This is a genomic window from Rhodoluna sp. (assembly GCF_024639375.1).
Lineage (GTDB): Bacteria > Actinomycetota > Actinomycetes > Actinomycetales > Microbacteriaceae > Rhodoluna.
In genome coordinates this window covers 1-14,873 of the sequence record NZ_JAHEIM010000011.1, presented here as the reverse complement: position 1 = coordinate 14,873, position 14,873 = coordinate 1, and the positions used below count along the sequence as shown (strand labels likewise).

Sequence of the window (14,873 nt, the reverse complement as noted above, 5' to 3'; positions counted from 1 at the left end):
ATTACTTGTTTTGAATCAGTTTGATCATCGCGATTTCGATGGTCTGCACCTGAAGCACGCTTGTGACCAGCTTCTTCAACTCAGGGTCGGTGGTCTTTTGAAAAGCTGCGGCCATGGTTAGTGCACCTTCGTGGTGCGACTTCATTCCAGCCAAAAATAGTTTGTCAAAGTCAGCACCCTTGGCTGCTGACAATGCCTTCATCTCGGTGTCGCTGAGCATTCCGTTAGACATTGCGTTGGTTGGCACCGTTGCATCGCCCAACCAGCCCTTCATGGTTTCAATCTCGGCGGCCTGCTCGGTGTAAATCTGCTCGGCCAACTTAAGAACATCTGCGTTCTTGGCGTTGTCTTTTGCATAAGCACTCATAGTGATGGCCTGCATGTGGTGAGGAATCATCATCTGCGCAAACATCACGTTGTCGGCAACCTTAACGTTTTGCCCCATGCTGCCCATGTCATGACTTGCCATTGGCGCAGGTGTTGATTCTGTGGCACACCCAGTTAGTGCAATTGAAATTGCCACTAACCCAGTGGTGGCAGCTAAAACACTCTTAGAAATTCGCATTCCTAAATCTTAACTGTCGAGCACACTGTGCGGTTCATTCACAGCCACCTCTCAGCAAGCAGGCATTTACTTGCGCCTATGACTTCATCGACAAAAACTTTGCTGGTCAAAGTTCCAGCCGTCACAGCATTTTTCTGGATCATCAAAATTCTTGCCACCACCGTTGGTGAAACCTTCGCAGACTTTCTAAATGAAAAATTGGGCTTCGGCCTAAGCGGCACCTCCCTTGTGATGGGTACCGCACTTGTGGCTGCACTAATCGTCCAGTTCGCTGTGAAGCGATACATTCCGGTGGTCTACTGGTTGGCAATCGTGCTCATTAGCGTGGCCGGCACACTCATCACAGACAACCTCACCGACGGTCTGGGTGTTGCACTTTGGATTTCTAGCGTGGTATTCGCTGCGCTGCTGGCAATTACATTCGCAATTTGGTTCCGCGGTGCACGAACCCTGGCGATGAAGAGCATCGTCACCAAAAAACGCGAAGCCTTCTATTGGTTGGCAATCTTGTTCACCTTCGCACTTGGCACTGCAACTGGCGACTGGTTGGCCGAAGCGGTTGGCCTCGGATACGGTGTCTCGGCGCTGGTTTATGGCGGCGCAATTGCCGTGGTGGCGTTGCTTTGGAAGCGTGGTCTAGTCGGTGAAATCACCGCGTTTTGGATTGCCTACATTCTTACCCGCCCGCTTGGTGCATCTATCGGCGACCTGCTTTCACAAAGCCACAAGAGCGGTGGTTTGGGTCTTGGCCCAACCAATACCAGCTACATATTTTTGGCGGCAATCCTCGGCGCAGTTATTTACCTAAGTGTCAGCAAGAAAGACCGGCTCAAGGCCTAATCTCGAGCGCTAAATCACCCTGATTTGCCACCGGTAACATTGAGCAGGTGAAGATACTTCTTTTGGGCCAGGGCGCCCGCGAGCACGCCATTGTTAAAGCACTGATTCGCACCGGCACACCTGCCGCCGACATCACCGTTGCCCCGGGCAACGCTGGCATTGCTCAAGAAGTTCACTGCGAGCCAGGCCTCGACCCAAACAACCCACTCGAAGTCACCAACTTTGCACTGCAGCACAAGGTTGAACTAGCCATCATCGGCCCAGAGGCCCCACTAATCGCCGGCGTTAGCGACGCACTTCGCGCCCAGGGCATTGCAGTGTTCGGCCCTTCACAAAAAGCAGCCCAGCTTGAGGGCTCAAAGAGTTTCGCTAAAGAAGTTATGTCTGCCGCCGGTGTGCCAACCGGCCGTGCCCACGAATGTTCAACCCTCGAAGAAGTTGCCAACGCTTTGGATGACTTCGGCGCCCCATATGTAGTGAAGGCCGATGGCCTGGCTGCCGGCAAAGGTGTAATCGTCACCGACGACCGCGCCGCCGCACTTGCACACGCCGAGAAGTTCATCGACATGGGCATCTTGGTTGAAGAATTCCTAGACGGCCCAGAGGTAAGCCTGTTCTTCTTGAGCGATGGCAAGGGTGTTGTTGCACTTACCCCAGCACAAGATTTCAAGCGCGCCTTCGATCACGACAAGGGCCCAAACACCGGTGGCATGGGAGCCTATTCGCCACTGCCTTGGTTGCCAGCAAACTTTGTGGAAGAAGTCGAAACCACAATTGCAATGCCAGTGATTCAAGAAATGGATCGCCTCGGTGCACCATTCGTTGGCTTGCTTTACTGCGGATTGATTCTTACCGAGCGCGGTGTGCGCGTAATCGAATTCAACGCACGCTTCGGTGACCCAGAAACTCAGGTGGTGTTGCGTCGCCTAATCACCAGCTTGAGTGGCTTGCTTTACAAGGCAGCAACCGGCCACCTTGAAACTTCAGCACTTCCAGAATTCTCTAAGGATGTTGCCATCACCGTTGTTCTCGCTAGTGAGGGCTACCCAGATTCAGGTGCACCGAATCGACCAATCCACGGATTGAAAGATGCCGAAGCTGATGCGCACATCGAAGTGTGTCACGCAGCAACCGCAGAACAAGATGGTGAATTAGTTTCAACCGGTGGTCGTGTGCTTTCAGTAGTTGCAACTAACCGCACATTTGCTCACGCACGCAAGCACGCATACGAAGCTCTTGAAAAGATTCACCTCAAGGGTTCGCACTACCGCAAAGACATCGCTGCAAAGGTTGCCGAGTAGTGGCAATCGAAATCGACGGCTGGAACCGCGTTTATAGTGGCAAGGTTCGCGATCTTTATGAATCGGTAAACCCAAAGTATGCGCACCTAATTTTGGTTGTTGCATCAGACCGCGTGAGTGCATTCGATCACGTGCTTGAACCAGCAATCACAAACAAGGGCAAGCACCTAACCACACTTACCAACTGGTGGTTCGATCGCCTTGATGTGCCTAATCACATTTCGCACGAGGTTGAAGTGCCAGCCGTAGTTGCCGGCCGTGCAACCATTGCCAAAAAACTTGAGATGTTCCCAGTTGAATGTGTGGTTCGCGGATACATCAGCGGTTCTGGCTGGAAGGAATACCAGGAGACCGGCGAGATATGCGGAATCAAGTTGCCTGCAGGTTTGCACTTTGGTGCCAAGCTGCCTGAGCCAATTTTCACCCCGGCTTATAAAGCGCCGATGGGCGAACACGATGAAAACATCACCTTCGAGCGGGTTGTTGAACTAATTGGTCAGAAGCACGCCGAGCAATTGCGCGATCTGAGCCTGCATGTTTTTAACCGCGCCAGCGATCTTGCCGAGCACGCGGGTTTGATTCTTGCCGATACCAAGTTTGAATTTGGCATCGACCCAGAAACCAACCTCATCACCCTTGGCGACGAAGTGCTAACCCCAGACTCGTCACGCTTCTGGAGCAAAGCTGCCTGGGAGCGCGGCGAGCGCAAAGACAGTTTTGACAAGCAGATTGTGCGCAACTGGTTGGCCGATAACTGGAACCAAGAGGGCACACCACCAGTACTACCTACTGAGATTGTTGCTCAGACTGCAGCAAAGTATGCCGAGTTGGTTGAGCGCCTAACTCAAGAAGTGGCCTAGTTTTTTACCTCGGATAAACCGGGCGCTCAACCAGCATCATCTTTTGTGCAATGCGTACAACTTGGTTTGAATAACCGTTTTCATTGTCGTACCAAACGTAAACAACACCGTTGTTGCCGCCGCCCTGGGTAGCAAGACTGTCAACCACACCAGCATGTGTTGAACCAACCAAATCGGTCGACACAACTTCTGGCGATTCAATGTAATCAATTTGATCGCGGGTAACTGGGTCTAGCGCTGCATCACGCAAAACTTTGTTCAATGACTCGATCGAAACCTCTTTGTCAAAGTTCAAGTTCAAAATTGCCATCGACACATCCGGGGTTGGCACGCGAATCGAGCTACCCGTTAATTTGCCAGCAAGTGCAGGCAGTGCCTTGGCTGCAGCTTGCGCTGCACCGGTTTCTGTAATCACCATGTTCAACACCGCAGAGCGACCTCGGCGGTCACCACTGTGAAAGTTGTCAATCAAATTTTGGTCATTGGTAAATGAGTGCACGGTTTCAACGTGGCCATGCTTAACTCCAAATGCATCGTTCAAAACCTTTAGCACCGGCACCACGGCGTTAGTTGTGCAAGACGCAGCCGAAACAATTTTGGTAGTTGCATCAAAGTCATTTTGATTGATGCCGAAAACAACATTTGGCAAACTGCCTTTGCCTGGTGCAGTCAGCAGAACCTTGGCAGCGCCTTTGCTGCTGAGGTGTTGAGTCAACCCAGCTTCATCGCGCCACTTGCCGGTGTTGTCAATCACCAATGCGTTGTGAATTCCGTGCGCTTCATAATCAACAGTGCTCGGGTCATTTGAGTAAATAACTTTGATCTGGTTCCCATTCGCAATGATGGAATTCGAATCGGCATCCACGGTAATAATGCCGTCAAACATACCGTGCACAGAATCGCGGCGAAGCAAACTTGCCCGCTTGGCCAAATCATCTTTGCCACCGTTGCGCACCACAATTGCACGCACCTTTAGGCCACGGTTGCCGGCATCTTGTGCCAACAAAATTCGGGCCACCTGGCGGCCAATGCGACCAAAGCCATAAAGCACAACATCGCGCGCACTGTCATCGCTTGGTTCAATCGCGTTCAATTCCTCGGATGCAAATGCTTCGATGCTCTTGCCCGAAGCAGCCTGCTTTGCCAACATTGCAGCCACGTTGATCTCGGCAGATGGCAGCTGCAGTGAGTCGATGGTTCGAACCAATTCGGCAACTCGGTTGATATCGAGGGTTTCACCATCACGGTGCCGGGCAAATCTCATCGCCTTCAGAAGGTCGATTGCCGTGCGATTGATCAGCGGTCGGCCATGCACCGAAAGCAGAATTCCATTCGATCGGTATAGGCGGCCAATAATCGGCACAAGCGATTCGGCGGTGTTTAGAGAAGCGGCCCATTCGGGGCCATTAAGCGCAAAGTTTTGCATAACCAGCTTTCGTCATTGAAAGTTAGGGCCCCACATTGGGCATACCCAACAAGGTTAACAAACGCCAAGGCTTGTAAGCGCTGACAGTGAAAAGAATTTTCAATGAATGAGAAAACCCCGGAGGTTATCCGGGGCATTCAAAAGAACAATTACTGGTTGCAGGTGCAAAGCTGCTCTTGAGGAACACCCTCAAGCGCTTCTTCGATGTGACCGCCACAGCCGGTCCAAGTAACTTTGCCGCAGTTGCTGCATAGAGCTGGTGAACACATAGTTTTTTCCCTTCGATGAGTTGTTGAGGATTAGAAAATTTCGATTACTTCTTGCCAAATAGTCGAGCAAAGAAACTTGGACTTTTAGGGTCGTTGGCGTGACCCTGACACTGCTGTGACTTTGGAATGCCGCGCATTACTTCGTTAACGTGCTGACCGCAGCCAGACCAAGTTGCTTTGCCGCACTTGCGGCAGGTGACGCGAGAACACATTTATTGCACTACTTTCATGTTGGTTAGTTGGGCAGCATCAACCACGCCACCGCCGTTGGTGAGAGTGCCGGTGAAACCCGCACCCTTCATAAGTTCGATTGCTTGACCCGCACGGTTGCCTGAGTGGCAATAGACCACATAGTTGGCGGTGTGATCAAGAGCATCCACCGCGGATGCAAAATCAGCACCCTGCACATCGATGTTGATGGCACCGTCGAGGTGGCCGGTGGCCCACTCAGCTGGAGTGCGCACATCGATAACCGCAGCAACCGAAGACATATCCATAGGCTGCGAAGCGGCACAGGCGCTTAGCGAACCAATGGCAAACAGAGCGATCAAACCCGCTGCCAGAACTTTGATGAAACGTGACATTCGCACTTCCCTTCGTATACCCCCTAGGGTATAGTAAGAAATACCAAAAGCGCAACTACCCAGGAGCAAAAAAATGCAACTTGAACCAGCCGAACTGAAAGCAGCCCGCGATCGCCTAGTGCGTGTGCAGGGCCAAATTGGCGGCATAGTAAAGATGCTCGACGAAGGTCGCGAATGCACCGAATTGCTTAACCAGCTGTCGGCGGCATCCACAGCACTTACCCGCGCTGGTTTCACCATCATTTCAACCGGCATGCGCGCCTGTGCCCATAACCCAGAGGGTGACGCAGAACGCGTGGCCCTTGAAAAAGCATTTATGTCGCTGGCCTAATCTTGGCCTAAAGCAAACACCTAGAGTTTTCGTAGCTACATATAAAGGAGTGACCTTGAAGGTTGTAATCATTGGTGGCGTTGCCGGCGGTATGTCTGCAGCAGCGCGTTTGCGTCGACTAGACGAGCACGCCGAAATCACCGTATATGAAATGAGCGAGCACGTTAGCTATGCCAACTGTGGCCTGCCTTATTTTGTGAGCGATGTAATCTCGCGTCGAGACAACCTGCTGCTGCAAACTCCGGCTGCACTCTTCAGTCGCTTTCGCATCAAAGCACACGTGCAGTTGATGGTTACCAAAATCAACCGCGCCGAAAAAACTATTGAGGTTAAAAACTTGCAGACCGGCACAACACACACCGATAACTACGACAAACTGATCATTTCTACCGGTGCAAGACCACGCAAACTTGACGTGCCTGGCATCGAGCGAGCAATGTGGCTGCGCAATGTCACCGATGCAGACGCCGTGAAAGCGGCATTGCAAAATCTTGAAAATAAATCGGTTGCAATCATTGGTGCAGGTTTCATCGGCATCGAACTTGCAGAAAATATTCGTCACCTAGATATTCCAGTGACCATCATTCAACGCAGCAACAGCATCCTGGGGCAATTTGACCCAGAGATGATTCAACCGTTGCACGCACGCTTGCAAAAGCACGGCGTAGTAATCGAACTCAATGCACAACCAAAACAAATTACCGATACCCATGTTGTGTTAGCCGATGGCCGCAAGATTGATGCCGGGTTGGTATTCACTGCTGCTGGTGTTGACCCAGACAACACACTTGCACGTGACGCAGGCCTCAAGATTGGTGAGACCGGCGGCCTGTGGGTCGATGACCAACAAGGCACCAGTGACCCAGATATTTTTGCCGCTGGCGATGCCGTTGAAAAACATGGCGAACTTACTGGCAACCAAACTTTGATTCCGTTGGCAAACTTGGCAAACCGTCATGGCCGCTTGGTTGCCGATGTAATTGCAGGCCGCAACACCAAGGCGCGCAACGCTGTGGGCACGGTAATCATCGGCGCCTTCGGCCTAGCAACTGGCATCACAGGCTTGAGTGAGCGCGCTGCAACCAAGGCTGGCATCAAGCACCAGGTGATTCACATTCACCCAAACAATCACGCCGGCTACTACCCTGGCTCAAAGCGCCTAAGCATGAAGGTGCTCTTCGACCCAGCAACCGGCAAACTACTTGGCGCCCAGGCCTATGGTGAAGACGGCGTTGACAAGCGCCTCGATGTCATTGCCACCGCAATGATGGGCGGCTTAACCATCGACGACCTAATGGATCTCGAGCTTGCTTATGCACCGCAATTCGGCTCGGCCAAAGACGCAATCAACATCGCCGGCTACGTTGGCAACAATGTCTTCAATGGCACAACACCAACATTGCAGTGGCACGAACTCGAGGCCGCTCGCGCAAATGGCGCTCAGGTTATCGACGTTCGTTCGGGTGGCGAGCACGGCTTCGCCAACATCCCAGGCACAATCAATATTCCTGTGGATGAACTGCGTGACCGCCTTGCAGAAGTGCAAATGGAAGATGTTGTGGTGTATTGCCAGGTGGGTCAGCGTGGTCACATCGCCACTCAGATTTTGAAAGCTCACGGCGCAAACGTTAAGAACCTGAGCGGCGGATACCTAACTTGGGCCGCCGGCGAAGCGGCACTCGCAAAGTAAGTTTTAGTCGGAGCCCAGTCAACGCCCAGCCTAGAAAGTTAAGATGCGAGCATGACTATTTCACGCAGAACAGTTCTCTTTGGCGCAGGCGCTGCTGCAGGCACGGTTGCATTGGCCGCTTGCGGTTTGTTATCCCCAGTCGCACAGGTTACCGTTGCACCACTTGAACCCAACATTTTGCGCAGCAAGAATGGCAAATTAGTAGTTGATTTAGTCGCACAAAAAACTGACGTTGAACTTGCTGGTCAAACGGTTCATGCCAAAACTTATAACGGCACCTTGCCTGGCCCAACCTGGCATGTGCAACCCGGCGATGAAATTACCGTGAATTTCAAAAACCAACTTGGTGAAACTACCAACTTGCACACGCACGGTTTTCACGTTTCACCCGAGGGCAACAGCGACAATGTGATGCTCGAAATAAAAGACGGCGAGAGCTTCACCTACAAATACCAAATTGCTGCCGATCATCCGAGTGGTACTTTTTGGTACCACCCTCACCACCACGGCTTTGCTGCCGACCAAGTATTCGCCGGTCTCTATGGCGCAATTGTGATCGACGACAAAGAATTAATTGAAAACACCTTTGAACGAGTGCTGGTCATTTCTGACATCGCATTCGACAACGCAGGCCAAATTGCGACGCCAGACATGATGTCAAAAATGATGGGCCGCGAAGGTTCGTTGGTTCTGGTCAATGGCCACAACATTCCAACTTTTAATTCCCTTACGAATGGCCGCGAGCGCTGGCGCATTGTGAACGCCTGCACTTCAAGATTTGTAAATCTGCACGTTAGCGGCGCAACTCTGCAATTGCTGGGCATGGATTCAGGTCGCTACCAAAACGCCAAAGACTTCCAAAGCCTTGTGCTTGCACCGGGCAACCGCGCCGACATTGTTGCCACCATGAGCTCGCAAGAAGTGCAGCTGATGTTTGACTCAATCGCGCATCCAGACGCAATGATGTCAACCACACCAATCACCAATCAAGTGATTGCAAAATTCACCCCAAGCGATTCAGCCTCGGATGCCGGGCCGGCCGCCAGCGACTTGGCCGCCTTGCCGGTAGGCACTAAGCCTCGCGACATCCGAGGTAAAGCAGTAATTGCCAAGCGCAACTTCAGCCTTGAAATGCCAGCAATGGGCTCGATGATGGGTGGCATGAATGGCATGGGCTCAACGAACCACGCCATGACCGGCTTCACCATTAATGGCGAGGCATTCGACATGACCAAGGTAAACACCACGGTGGCTATGAACACCATTGAAGAGTGGACCATCACCAACACCAGCAACATGAGCCACCCGTTTCACCTGCACGTGTGGCCGATGCAGCTGTTGAGCGTTGGCGGCGATGCTATTGCCGATGCCCAGTGGCAAGACGTTGTGATTGTTCCGCCGCTCAGCACATCGGTGGTGCGCATTGCATTTGAAAACCATTCGGCTAACGCCGTTTATCACTGCCACATTCTTGATCACGAAGACGCCGGCATGATGGGCATTATTCGAGCCAAGTAGCCCATCGACCGGCCCAAAATCGACGATAAAATTAAACTTCCATGACTCCAGCCAAAATTGTTAGAGACAAGCGCCAAGAAGATATTCTTGCTGCAGCGCAGTCGCTAATTGCTACATCAGGAGTCGATGCGGTTTCGATGGCCGGCCTTGCCAAGGCAACCGGCCTTAGCCGCCCAGCGATTTATCAATACTTTGCTTCTAAAGAAGATGTGCTCGCCGAACTTGTGATCAATGAGATGGCCGACTTGAGCAACGCCATTGAAATGCACATTGCAAAACTTGAAGACCCGCTTGAGCGCATTCGCATTTGGATTCATTATTCGCTGGCTCACCTGGCAAGTGCCGAGCACAGAATTATTCGACAAATTTCGATTGATTCATTGCCTGCCGAAAAACGTGGCATGTTGAATGCGATGCACGGTCACTTCATGATGGCGCTGCTCAGCCCAATCGGTCAGTTGGGCGTGCAAGACACAACTGCAACTGCACACTTAATTTACGCATCAGTGGCAGCCTCGGCCAAACGAATTGATGAAGGCAGCGACTTCAGCAGAGAAGCCGCCGCCCTCGAACAATTTGCGATTGCGGGTATTACCGCAAGTATTAGCGCAACCTAACTAGCTCGCGGTAGATCTCGATTCCATCGGCAACCACAACTACGGTTGCGGCCTTCAACTTCTTGTTTGCTGGCAATGGCAACTTAGCGACATAAACGGCACCCTTCACAACGCGGGTGTACTTTTTGTTGCTCACGCTGATGACAACTTTCTCGCCGTCAACATTGTTTAGGGTCACAGCCAACTTCTTTGCAACAACTGCAGCAGTTGCACTCTGAGTAGTTAGGTCAGCAAAGGTTACTGGCACTACACGGTCAAGCGAAAAGTCAGTTGGGTTTAGGTGATCACGGCGAATGTGAATGCTGCAAGCCTGAGTCAAGCAGTTAACTGCGGTGGTGCCCGAAACAAAACTTGCCTGAACTGCAAGTGCAATTGGCTTTGATGCATCGCTAGCGTGCTGAGCAATTGAGGTTGCGGCATTTGAAGCCCAGGCACCCTGACCAAAGCAGCTAGTTGGGCGGGCCTTCAACGCATCCGCGGCACTGCCCGCACAAAGGCGCACATAAACGCCGGTGTCTGCAGGCAAGTTGTTCAAGGTTACGTTTACGGTGTCGCCAGCTGCATTTAGGCCAACAGACTTGTCGGCGGTCACGCTAAAGTCGGCTGCCTGAGCCGGTGCAACGGCAACCATTGCGCTCAAAGCAGTTAGTGCTGCTGCACCAAGTGCAATTGCACGAATACGAGTGTTGTTCATTTTTCTCCTTATTTAAACGTGACGGGGATAATCACGTCGGCTTTTCGGTTATCCGAGTTGGTGTGATCGGCGCGAGTAAGAATGGCGCAGCGTTCAACTGTGCAGTCGATGTTGTCGCCGATGGTTTTATCGATTGGCATTTTTACTTTGAATGTGCCGCCCTTGCCAAATGGAACGACAAGCAACTTTGCATAAATCGGTGGGTTTGAGGAAATCCAAACCGATTGGTTGTTGGCTCCGGTGATATCAAACGGGCCACACAACTCTGGGCGCTTGCCCTTTTCGGGAATCACGCAAAACGTCACATAAATTCCGAGCTTGGTGTTGTAGCCCCTGCCCGTGATGGTGACCGTGGTGGTTTTGCCGGCTGCCAGCACACCACGCGAAATGTTGGCGGTGAGCACCTGACCGGTGGGGCCCTTAGCTGTTGTGGTTTTGCCAACCGTTGCAGCAACTGCCGCAGATGAAACCCCGCCACCCAACAACGCACCGAATGTGACTACGGCGACCAAAACGCGTATCCAAAGTTTTTGCACAAAGTGAATTTAGATAAAAGAAAAAATCGATGACTGACACGGTGTCAGCAATCATCACCTGCACAGCCGGGGCAGCCGGGGCCCTGTTCGCTTTTCTACTCAGGTTTATATATATCGGCGCGGTGTTCGATGCGCGCCACCGTCACGATTACCTCGTAGTCATTTATCAAATAAATGATTCGGTAGGAACCTCTTTTTGCGTAGTAGCTTCCGGCGTATTTATTACGCAGCGGTTTGCCAACCCGATATGGGTTGTCTAAAAGAGGTCCGTCGCAAAAATTTACGATAGCGTCAACGACCTTCAGCGGTAGCTTGGCTAAAGATCTTTTAGCTGCGGGTTTGTAAACGAGTATGTACCTACTCACTTTTGCCCTCACGAGCCCATCGCTCGTCAAGGATCTTTCGCATTTCTTCGCCAGTCACAGACTCCTCAGGGTGAGCCTCGTTATAAGCAATGTCGTCTTCAATCTGCTTTATGAGAATTGGATTTGTATAGAGTTCGAGTTCATCATGCATGTCTTCATAATCATCGATTCCAAGAATGATGGCTGCGGGTTCGCCATTTCTGGTGATAACTATGCGCTCGTGAGTTTCTTCAGCTGAATCAATCAATTTGGCAAAATTCGCCCTGGCCTCGGCCATTGAGTAATACTTCATGTACATAATCATGTACATACCCGACCAAAAAGTCCAGAGTCAGCTGAGAACCCCCGACACCCGCTAAAATAAAGGCAATTCCCCCTTCAATTGGAGCAAAAATGCCAAAAATCATCGTTGAAGTTATGCCAAAAGAGGTACTTCTAGACCCTGCCGGCAAGTCAGTAAACAACGCACTCCACCGCAAGGGGCACAAAGACATCACCGCGGTTCGCATTGGCAAGCGCATTGAACTTCACTTCGACCGCCCAATCACCGATAAAGACTTGGCTGAAGCGCGCGAAATTGGCGAAGGCTTTCTTTCAAACGGCGTCATCGAAGACGTTGTAAACATCTCTTCAGAGAACTAAGGGGTACCGCAATGAAGATTGGTGTTGTCACCTTTCCTGGCACCCTTGATGACCGCGACGCGGCCCGCGCAGTGCGCCTAGCCGGCGGCGAAGCCGTGCAACTTTGGCACGCAGACACCAACCTTCACAAGGTTGACGCAGTAGTTCTTCCTGGTGGCTTTTCATACGGCGACTACCTTCGTTGTGGCGCAATTGCCGCACAGGCACCAGTAATGGAAAGCATCATCAAAGCAGCCAACGGCGGTTTGCCAGTGCTTGGCATTTGCAACGGTTTTCAAGTTCTAGTTGAAAGCCACTTGCTGCCTGGCGGTCTAATTCGCAACGAGAACCAGCACTTCATTTGCCGCGATCAAAAACTAATCGTCGAGTCAAACACCACCGCGTGGACCAACGACTTTGCTCTAAACGAAGAAATCACCATTCCGCTAAAGAACGGTGAGGGCGGCTACATTGCCACCGAAGAAACTTTGAAGCGTCTTGAAGGCGAAGGCCTAATTGCGTTCCGCTATAAAGAGGTAAACCCAAACGGTTCAGTGCACGACATCGCCGGCTTGCGCAACGAGCGCGGCAACGTGGTTGGTCTAATGCCTCACCCAGAGCACGCGGTTGAGCCGGGCTTTGGCCCAGACACATCCGTGGCAATGCGCAGTGGTGTTGACGGTCTCAAATTTTTCACATCAGTATTGAAGGCAGCGGTGAACGCATAATGGCACTTTTCAAAAAGAAGCAACTAGAGCCGTCTGGCGTTGACACAACTGCCAATGCATTTGCCACCCCAGATAAAGTGCAGCCGTATGCAGCACTTGGTCTAAAAGATGATGAGTACCAAAGCATCCGCGACATTCTTGGTCGCCGCCCATCATCAAGCGAGCTTGCAATGTATTCGGTGATGTGGTCTGAGCACTGCTCATACAAGTCTTCAAAGATTTACCTTCGTCAGTTTGGCGAAAAGGTAACACCTGAGATGAACAAGAACCTAATGGTTGGCATGGGCGAGAACGCCGGTGTGGTTGACATTGGTGAAGGCTGGGCTGTGACATTCAAGGTTGAGTCACACAACCACCCTTCATACATTGAGCCATTCCAGGGTGCAGCAACCGGTGTTGGCGGCATCGTTCGCGACATTCTCACCATGGGTGCACGCCCAATTGCAGTGATGGATCAGCTTCGTTTTGGTGAACCTTCAAACCCAGACACCGCACGCGTGGTGCATGGTGTGGTTGATGGCATCAGCTTTTATGGCAATTGCCTAGGCCTGCCAAACATCGGCGGCGAGACAGTGTTCGACAAGGTCTACCAGGGCAACCCACTGGTTAACGCGCTAAGCGTTGGTGCACTTCGTCACGAAGACCTAAAGCTGGCTAAGGCATCAAACCCGGGCGACCTAGTGATTCTGTTTGGTGCGCGCACTGGTGCCGATGGCATTGGCGGCGTGAGCGTGCTTGCCTCTGAAACTTTTGACAGCACCGGCCCTGCAAAGCGCCCAGCCGTTCAGGTTGGTGACCCATTTGCCGAGAAGGTTTTGATTGAGTGCTGTCTTGAGCTTTATGCGGCTCAGGTTGTTGCCGGCATTCAAGACCTTGGTGGTGCAGGTATTAGCTGTGCAACATCAGAGCTTGCCTCAAACGGTGGCGCTGGTATGCGCGTGCAGTTGCAAGATGTTCTAAAGCGCGACGAGTCACTAACCCCAGAAGAAATTCTGATGAGTGAATCTCAAGAGCGCATGATGGGCATCGTGCCAAAGAAAGACTTCAAAAAGTTTGAAGCAATTGTTAACAAGTGGGAAGTTGAGTTCTCGGTTATCGGTGAAGTTATTGCCGAGGATCGTCTCTACATCAACTGGGGTCACGAAGAAATCGTGAACGTGCCGCCTCGCACAGTTGCTCACGATGGCCCGGTATACGAGCGCCCAGTTGCGTTCCCTTCATACCAAGATGCACTAAACAACGACAGCGTTCATTCCCGCGGATTATGGCGTGCCAACGACAACGCATCAGAACTTGCTGCGCAGTTGGTGCAAATTGTTTCTTCGCCAAACCAGGCAAGCAAGAGCTACATCACCGATCAGTACGACCGTTATGTTGGTGGCAACACCGCACTGGCACAGCCAGATGACTCGGGCATGATTCGCGTGAGTGAAGAATCTGGTCTTGGCATTGCGTTGGCTACCGATGCGAATGGTCGCTACTGCTACCTAGACCCATACCAGGGCGCACGTCTTGCACTTGCCGAGGCTTATCGCAACGTTGCGGTTAGCGGTGCTAACCCGGTTGCGGTCACCAACTGTTTGAACTTTGGTTCACCAGAAAACCCAGAAGTGATGTGGCAGTTCAAGCAGGCAACTGCAGGTCTTGCCGATGGCTGTTTGGAACTTGGCATTCCGGTTACTGGTGGCAACGTTTCGTTCTATAACCAAACTGGCGATGTTGCCATTCACCCAACCCCAGTGGTTGGTGTGCTTGGTGTGATTGACGATGTTGCAAGAAGAATCCCTTCTGGCTGGCAAGACGAAGGTCACAACATCTACCTTCTTGGCACCACCAAAGACGAGCTAGATGGCTCAGTTTGGTCTGAGGTTGTGCACGGTCACCTTGGCGGTCGCCCACCTGTGGTTGATCTTGGTTTTGAGAAGCAG

18 protein-coding genes are annotated in these 14,873 nt (G+C 51.8%); 10 read left to right on the top strand and 8 right to left on the bottom strand.

Translation table 11 applies throughout. The features are described 5' to 3' along the window. Nucleotide 1: 1 nt before the first annotated feature. Complete coding sequence (locus Q0L28_RS04640) at nt 2-565, bottom strand: DUF305 domain-containing protein (RefSeq protein ID WP_296632286.1); 564 nt, start codon at nt 563-565, stop codon at nt 2-4. Between the two features lie 78 nt (nt 566-643). Here Q0L28_RS04640 and Q0L28_RS04635 point away from each other — a divergent pair, with 78 nt between their 5' ends. The 3 genes from Q0L28_RS04635 to Q0L28_RS04625 are packed head-to-tail and all read left to right on the top strand — an operon-like array spanning nt 644 to nt 3,566. Beyond that, nucleotides 644-1,405 (top strand): hypothetical protein, encoded by a 762-nt coding sequence (locus Q0L28_RS04635; protein ID WP_296632284.1) that lies wholly within the window; start codon nt 644-646, stop codon nt 1,403-1,405. Between the two features lie 47 nt (nt 1,406-1,452). Beyond that, nucleotides 1,453-2,706, top strand: a complete 1,254-nt coding sequence (purD, locus tag Q0L28_RS04630; RefSeq protein ID WP_296632281.1) for a phosphoribosylamine--glycine ligase — start codon at nt 1,453-1,455, stop codon at nt 2,704-2,706. A 5-nt stretch (nt 2,707-2,711) separates the two neighbouring features. Further along, a complete protein-coding gene (locus Q0L28_RS04625; protein ID WP_296632531.1) occupies nt 2,712-3,566 on the top strand; it encodes a phosphoribosylaminoimidazolesuccinocarboxamide synthase in 855 nt (284 codons plus the stop codon). A 4-nt stretch (nt 3,567-3,570) separates the two neighbouring features. On the opposite strand, the gene Q0L28_RS04620 is transcribed toward Q0L28_RS04625, so the two are convergent. The 3 genes from Q0L28_RS04620 to Q0L28_RS04610 form a co-directional block, all read right to left on the bottom strand. Further along, a complete protein-coding gene (locus Q0L28_RS04620; protein WP_296632278.1) occupies nt 3,571-4,992 on the bottom strand; it encodes a glyceraldehyde-3-phosphate dehydrogenase in 1,422 nt (473 codons plus the stop codon). A gap of 313 nt (nt 4,993-5,305) precedes the next feature. Further along, nucleotides 5,306-5,473 (bottom strand): hypothetical protein, encoded by a 168-nt coding sequence (locus Q0L28_RS04615; RefSeq protein WP_296632277.1) that lies wholly within the window; start codon nt 5,471-5,473, stop codon nt 5,306-5,308. Continuing rightward, nucleotides 5,474-5,845 (bottom strand): rhodanese-like domain-containing protein, encoded by a 372-nt coding sequence (locus tag Q0L28_RS04610; RefSeq protein WP_296632274.1) that lies wholly within the window; start codon nt 5,843-5,845, stop codon nt 5,474-5,476. Nucleotides 5,846-5,918: 73 nt separating this feature from the next. Between Q0L28_RS04610 and Q0L28_RS04605 the strand changes: the two genes are divergently transcribed. From Q0L28_RS04605 to Q0L28_RS04590, 4 genes are read left to right on the top strand one after another with little or no spacing between them, the layout of a single operon-like run. Continuing rightward, nucleotides 5,919-6,176 carry a metal-sensitive transcriptional regulator gene (locus tag Q0L28_RS04605; RefSeq protein WP_296632271.1) on the top strand — a complete coding sequence of 86 codons (258 nt, stop codon included), beginning with the start codon at nt 5,919-5,921 and terminating at the stop codon, nt 6,174-6,176. Between the two features lie 55 nt (nt 6,177-6,231). Continuing rightward, on the top strand, nt 6,232-7,866 hold the full coding sequence (locus tag Q0L28_RS04600; RefSeq protein WP_296632268.1) for an FAD-dependent oxidoreductase: 1,635 nt from the start codon (nt 6,232-6,234) through the stop codon (nt 7,864-7,866). 51 nt (nt 7,867-7,917) lie between these two features. Then, nucleotides 7,918-9,384: a multicopper oxidase family protein gene (locus Q0L28_RS04595; RefSeq protein ID WP_296632266.1), complete on the top strand. Its 1,467-nt coding sequence runs from the start codon at nt 7,918-7,920 to the stop codon at nt 9,382-9,384. Nucleotides 9,385-9,425: 41 nt separating this feature from the next. Continuing rightward, nucleotides 9,426-10,001, top strand: a complete 576-nt coding sequence (locus Q0L28_RS04590) for a TetR/AcrR family transcriptional regulator (protein WP_296632259.1) — start codon at nt 9,426-9,428, stop codon at nt 9,999-10,001. Here Q0L28_RS04590 and Q0L28_RS04585 read toward each other — a convergent pair. The 4 genes from Q0L28_RS04585 to Q0L28_RS04570 form a co-directional block, all read right to left on the bottom strand. Beyond that, on the bottom strand, nt 9,988-10,695 hold the full coding sequence (locus tag Q0L28_RS04585) for a hypothetical protein (RefSeq protein WP_296632258.1): 708 nt from the start codon (nt 10,693-10,695) through the stop codon (nt 9,988-9,990). The genes Q0L28_RS04590 and Q0L28_RS04585 overlap by 14 nt on opposite strands. An 8-nt stretch (nt 10,696-10,703) precedes the next feature. Then, nucleotides 10,704-11,231, bottom strand: coding sequence for a hypothetical protein (locus tag Q0L28_RS04580; protein WP_296632251.1), 528 nt, complete (start codon nt 11,229-11,231; stop codon nt 10,704-10,706). Between the two features lie 95 nt (nt 11,232-11,326). Continuing rightward, nucleotides 11,327-11,596, bottom strand: a complete 270-nt coding sequence (locus Q0L28_RS04575) for a type II toxin-antitoxin system RelE/ParE family toxin (protein WP_296632250.1) — start codon at nt 11,594-11,596, stop codon at nt 11,327-11,329. Next, nucleotides 11,589-11,900, bottom strand: a complete 312-nt coding sequence (locus Q0L28_RS04570) for a type II toxin-antitoxin system Phd/YefM family antitoxin (RefSeq protein WP_296632242.1) — start codon at nt 11,898-11,900, stop codon at nt 11,589-11,591. Before Q0L28_RS04570 ends, Q0L28_RS04575 begins: the two co-directional genes overlap by 8 nt. A gap of 89 nt (nt 11,901-11,989) precedes the next feature. Here Q0L28_RS04570 and purS point away from each other — a divergent pair, with 89 nt between their 5' ends. The 3 genes from purS to purL all read left to right on the top strand — a co-directional run. Beyond that, complete coding sequence (gene purS / locus Q0L28_RS04565; protein WP_296632239.1) at nt 11,990-12,238, top strand: phosphoribosylformylglycinamidine synthase subunit PurS; 249 nt, start codon at nt 11,990-11,992, stop codon at nt 12,236-12,238. A gap of 11 nt (nt 12,239-12,249) precedes the next feature. Then, a complete protein-coding gene (purQ, locus tag Q0L28_RS04560) occupies nt 12,250-12,945 on the top strand; it encodes a phosphoribosylformylglycinamidine synthase subunit PurQ (protein WP_296632237.1) in 696 nt (231 codons plus the stop codon). Then, the coding region (gene purL, locus Q0L28_RS04555; protein ID WP_296632235.1) for a phosphoribosylformylglycinamidine synthase subunit PurL at nt 12,945-14,873 on the top strand (1,929 nt) is incomplete at its 3' end. The genes purQ and purL, both read left to right, overlap by 1 nt.

What these genes read in the sequence shown, in the direction of transcription:
- Q0L28_RS04640 (WP_296632286.1), bottom strand. Translation starts at nt 565, where the DNA reads ATGCGAATTTCTAAGAGTGTTTTAGCTGCCACCACTGGGTTAGTGGCA.
- Q0L28_RS04635 (WP_296632284.1), top strand. Translation starts at nt 644, where the DNA reads ATGACTTCATCGACAAAAACTTTGCTGGTCAAAGTTCCAGCCGTCACA.
- Q0L28_RS04620 (WP_296632278.1), bottom strand. Translation starts at nt 4,992, where the DNA reads ATGCAAAACTTTGCGCTTAATGGCCCCGAATGGGCCGCTTCTCTAAAC.
- Q0L28_RS04615 (WP_296632277.1), bottom strand. Translation starts at nt 5,473, where the DNA reads ATGTGTTCTCGCGTCACCTGCCGCAAGTGCGGCAAAGCAACTTGGTCT.
- Q0L28_RS04610 (WP_296632274.1), bottom strand. Translation starts at nt 5,845, where the DNA reads ATGTCACGTTTCATCAAAGTTCTGGCAGCGGGTTTGATCGCTCTGTTT.
- Q0L28_RS04605 (WP_296632271.1), top strand. Translation starts at nt 5,919, where the DNA reads ATGCAACTTGAACCAGCCGAACTGAAAGCAGCCCGCGATCGCCTAGTG.
- Q0L28_RS04595 (WP_296632266.1), top strand. Translation starts at nt 7,918, where the DNA reads ATGACTATTTCACGCAGAACAGTTCTCTTTGGCGCAGGCGCTGCTGCA.
- Q0L28_RS04590 (WP_296632259.1), top strand. Translation starts at nt 9,426, where the DNA reads ATGACTCCAGCCAAAATTGTTAGAGACAAGCGCCAAGAAGATATTCTT.
- Q0L28_RS04585 (WP_296632258.1), bottom strand. Translation starts at nt 10,695, where the DNA reads ATGAACAACACTCGTATTCGTGCAATTGCACTTGGTGCAGCAGCACTA.
- Q0L28_RS04570 (WP_296632242.1), bottom strand. Translation starts at nt 11,900, where the DNA reads ATGATTATGTACATGAAGTATTACTCAATGGCCGAGGCCAGGGCGAAT.
- purS (WP_296632239.1), top strand. Translation starts at nt 11,990, where the DNA reads ATGCCAAAAATCATCGTTGAAGTTATGCCAAAAGAGGTACTTCTAGAC.
- purQ (WP_296632237.1), top strand. Translation starts at nt 12,250, where the DNA reads ATGAAGATTGGTGTTGTCACCTTTCCTGGCACCCTTGATGACCGCGAC.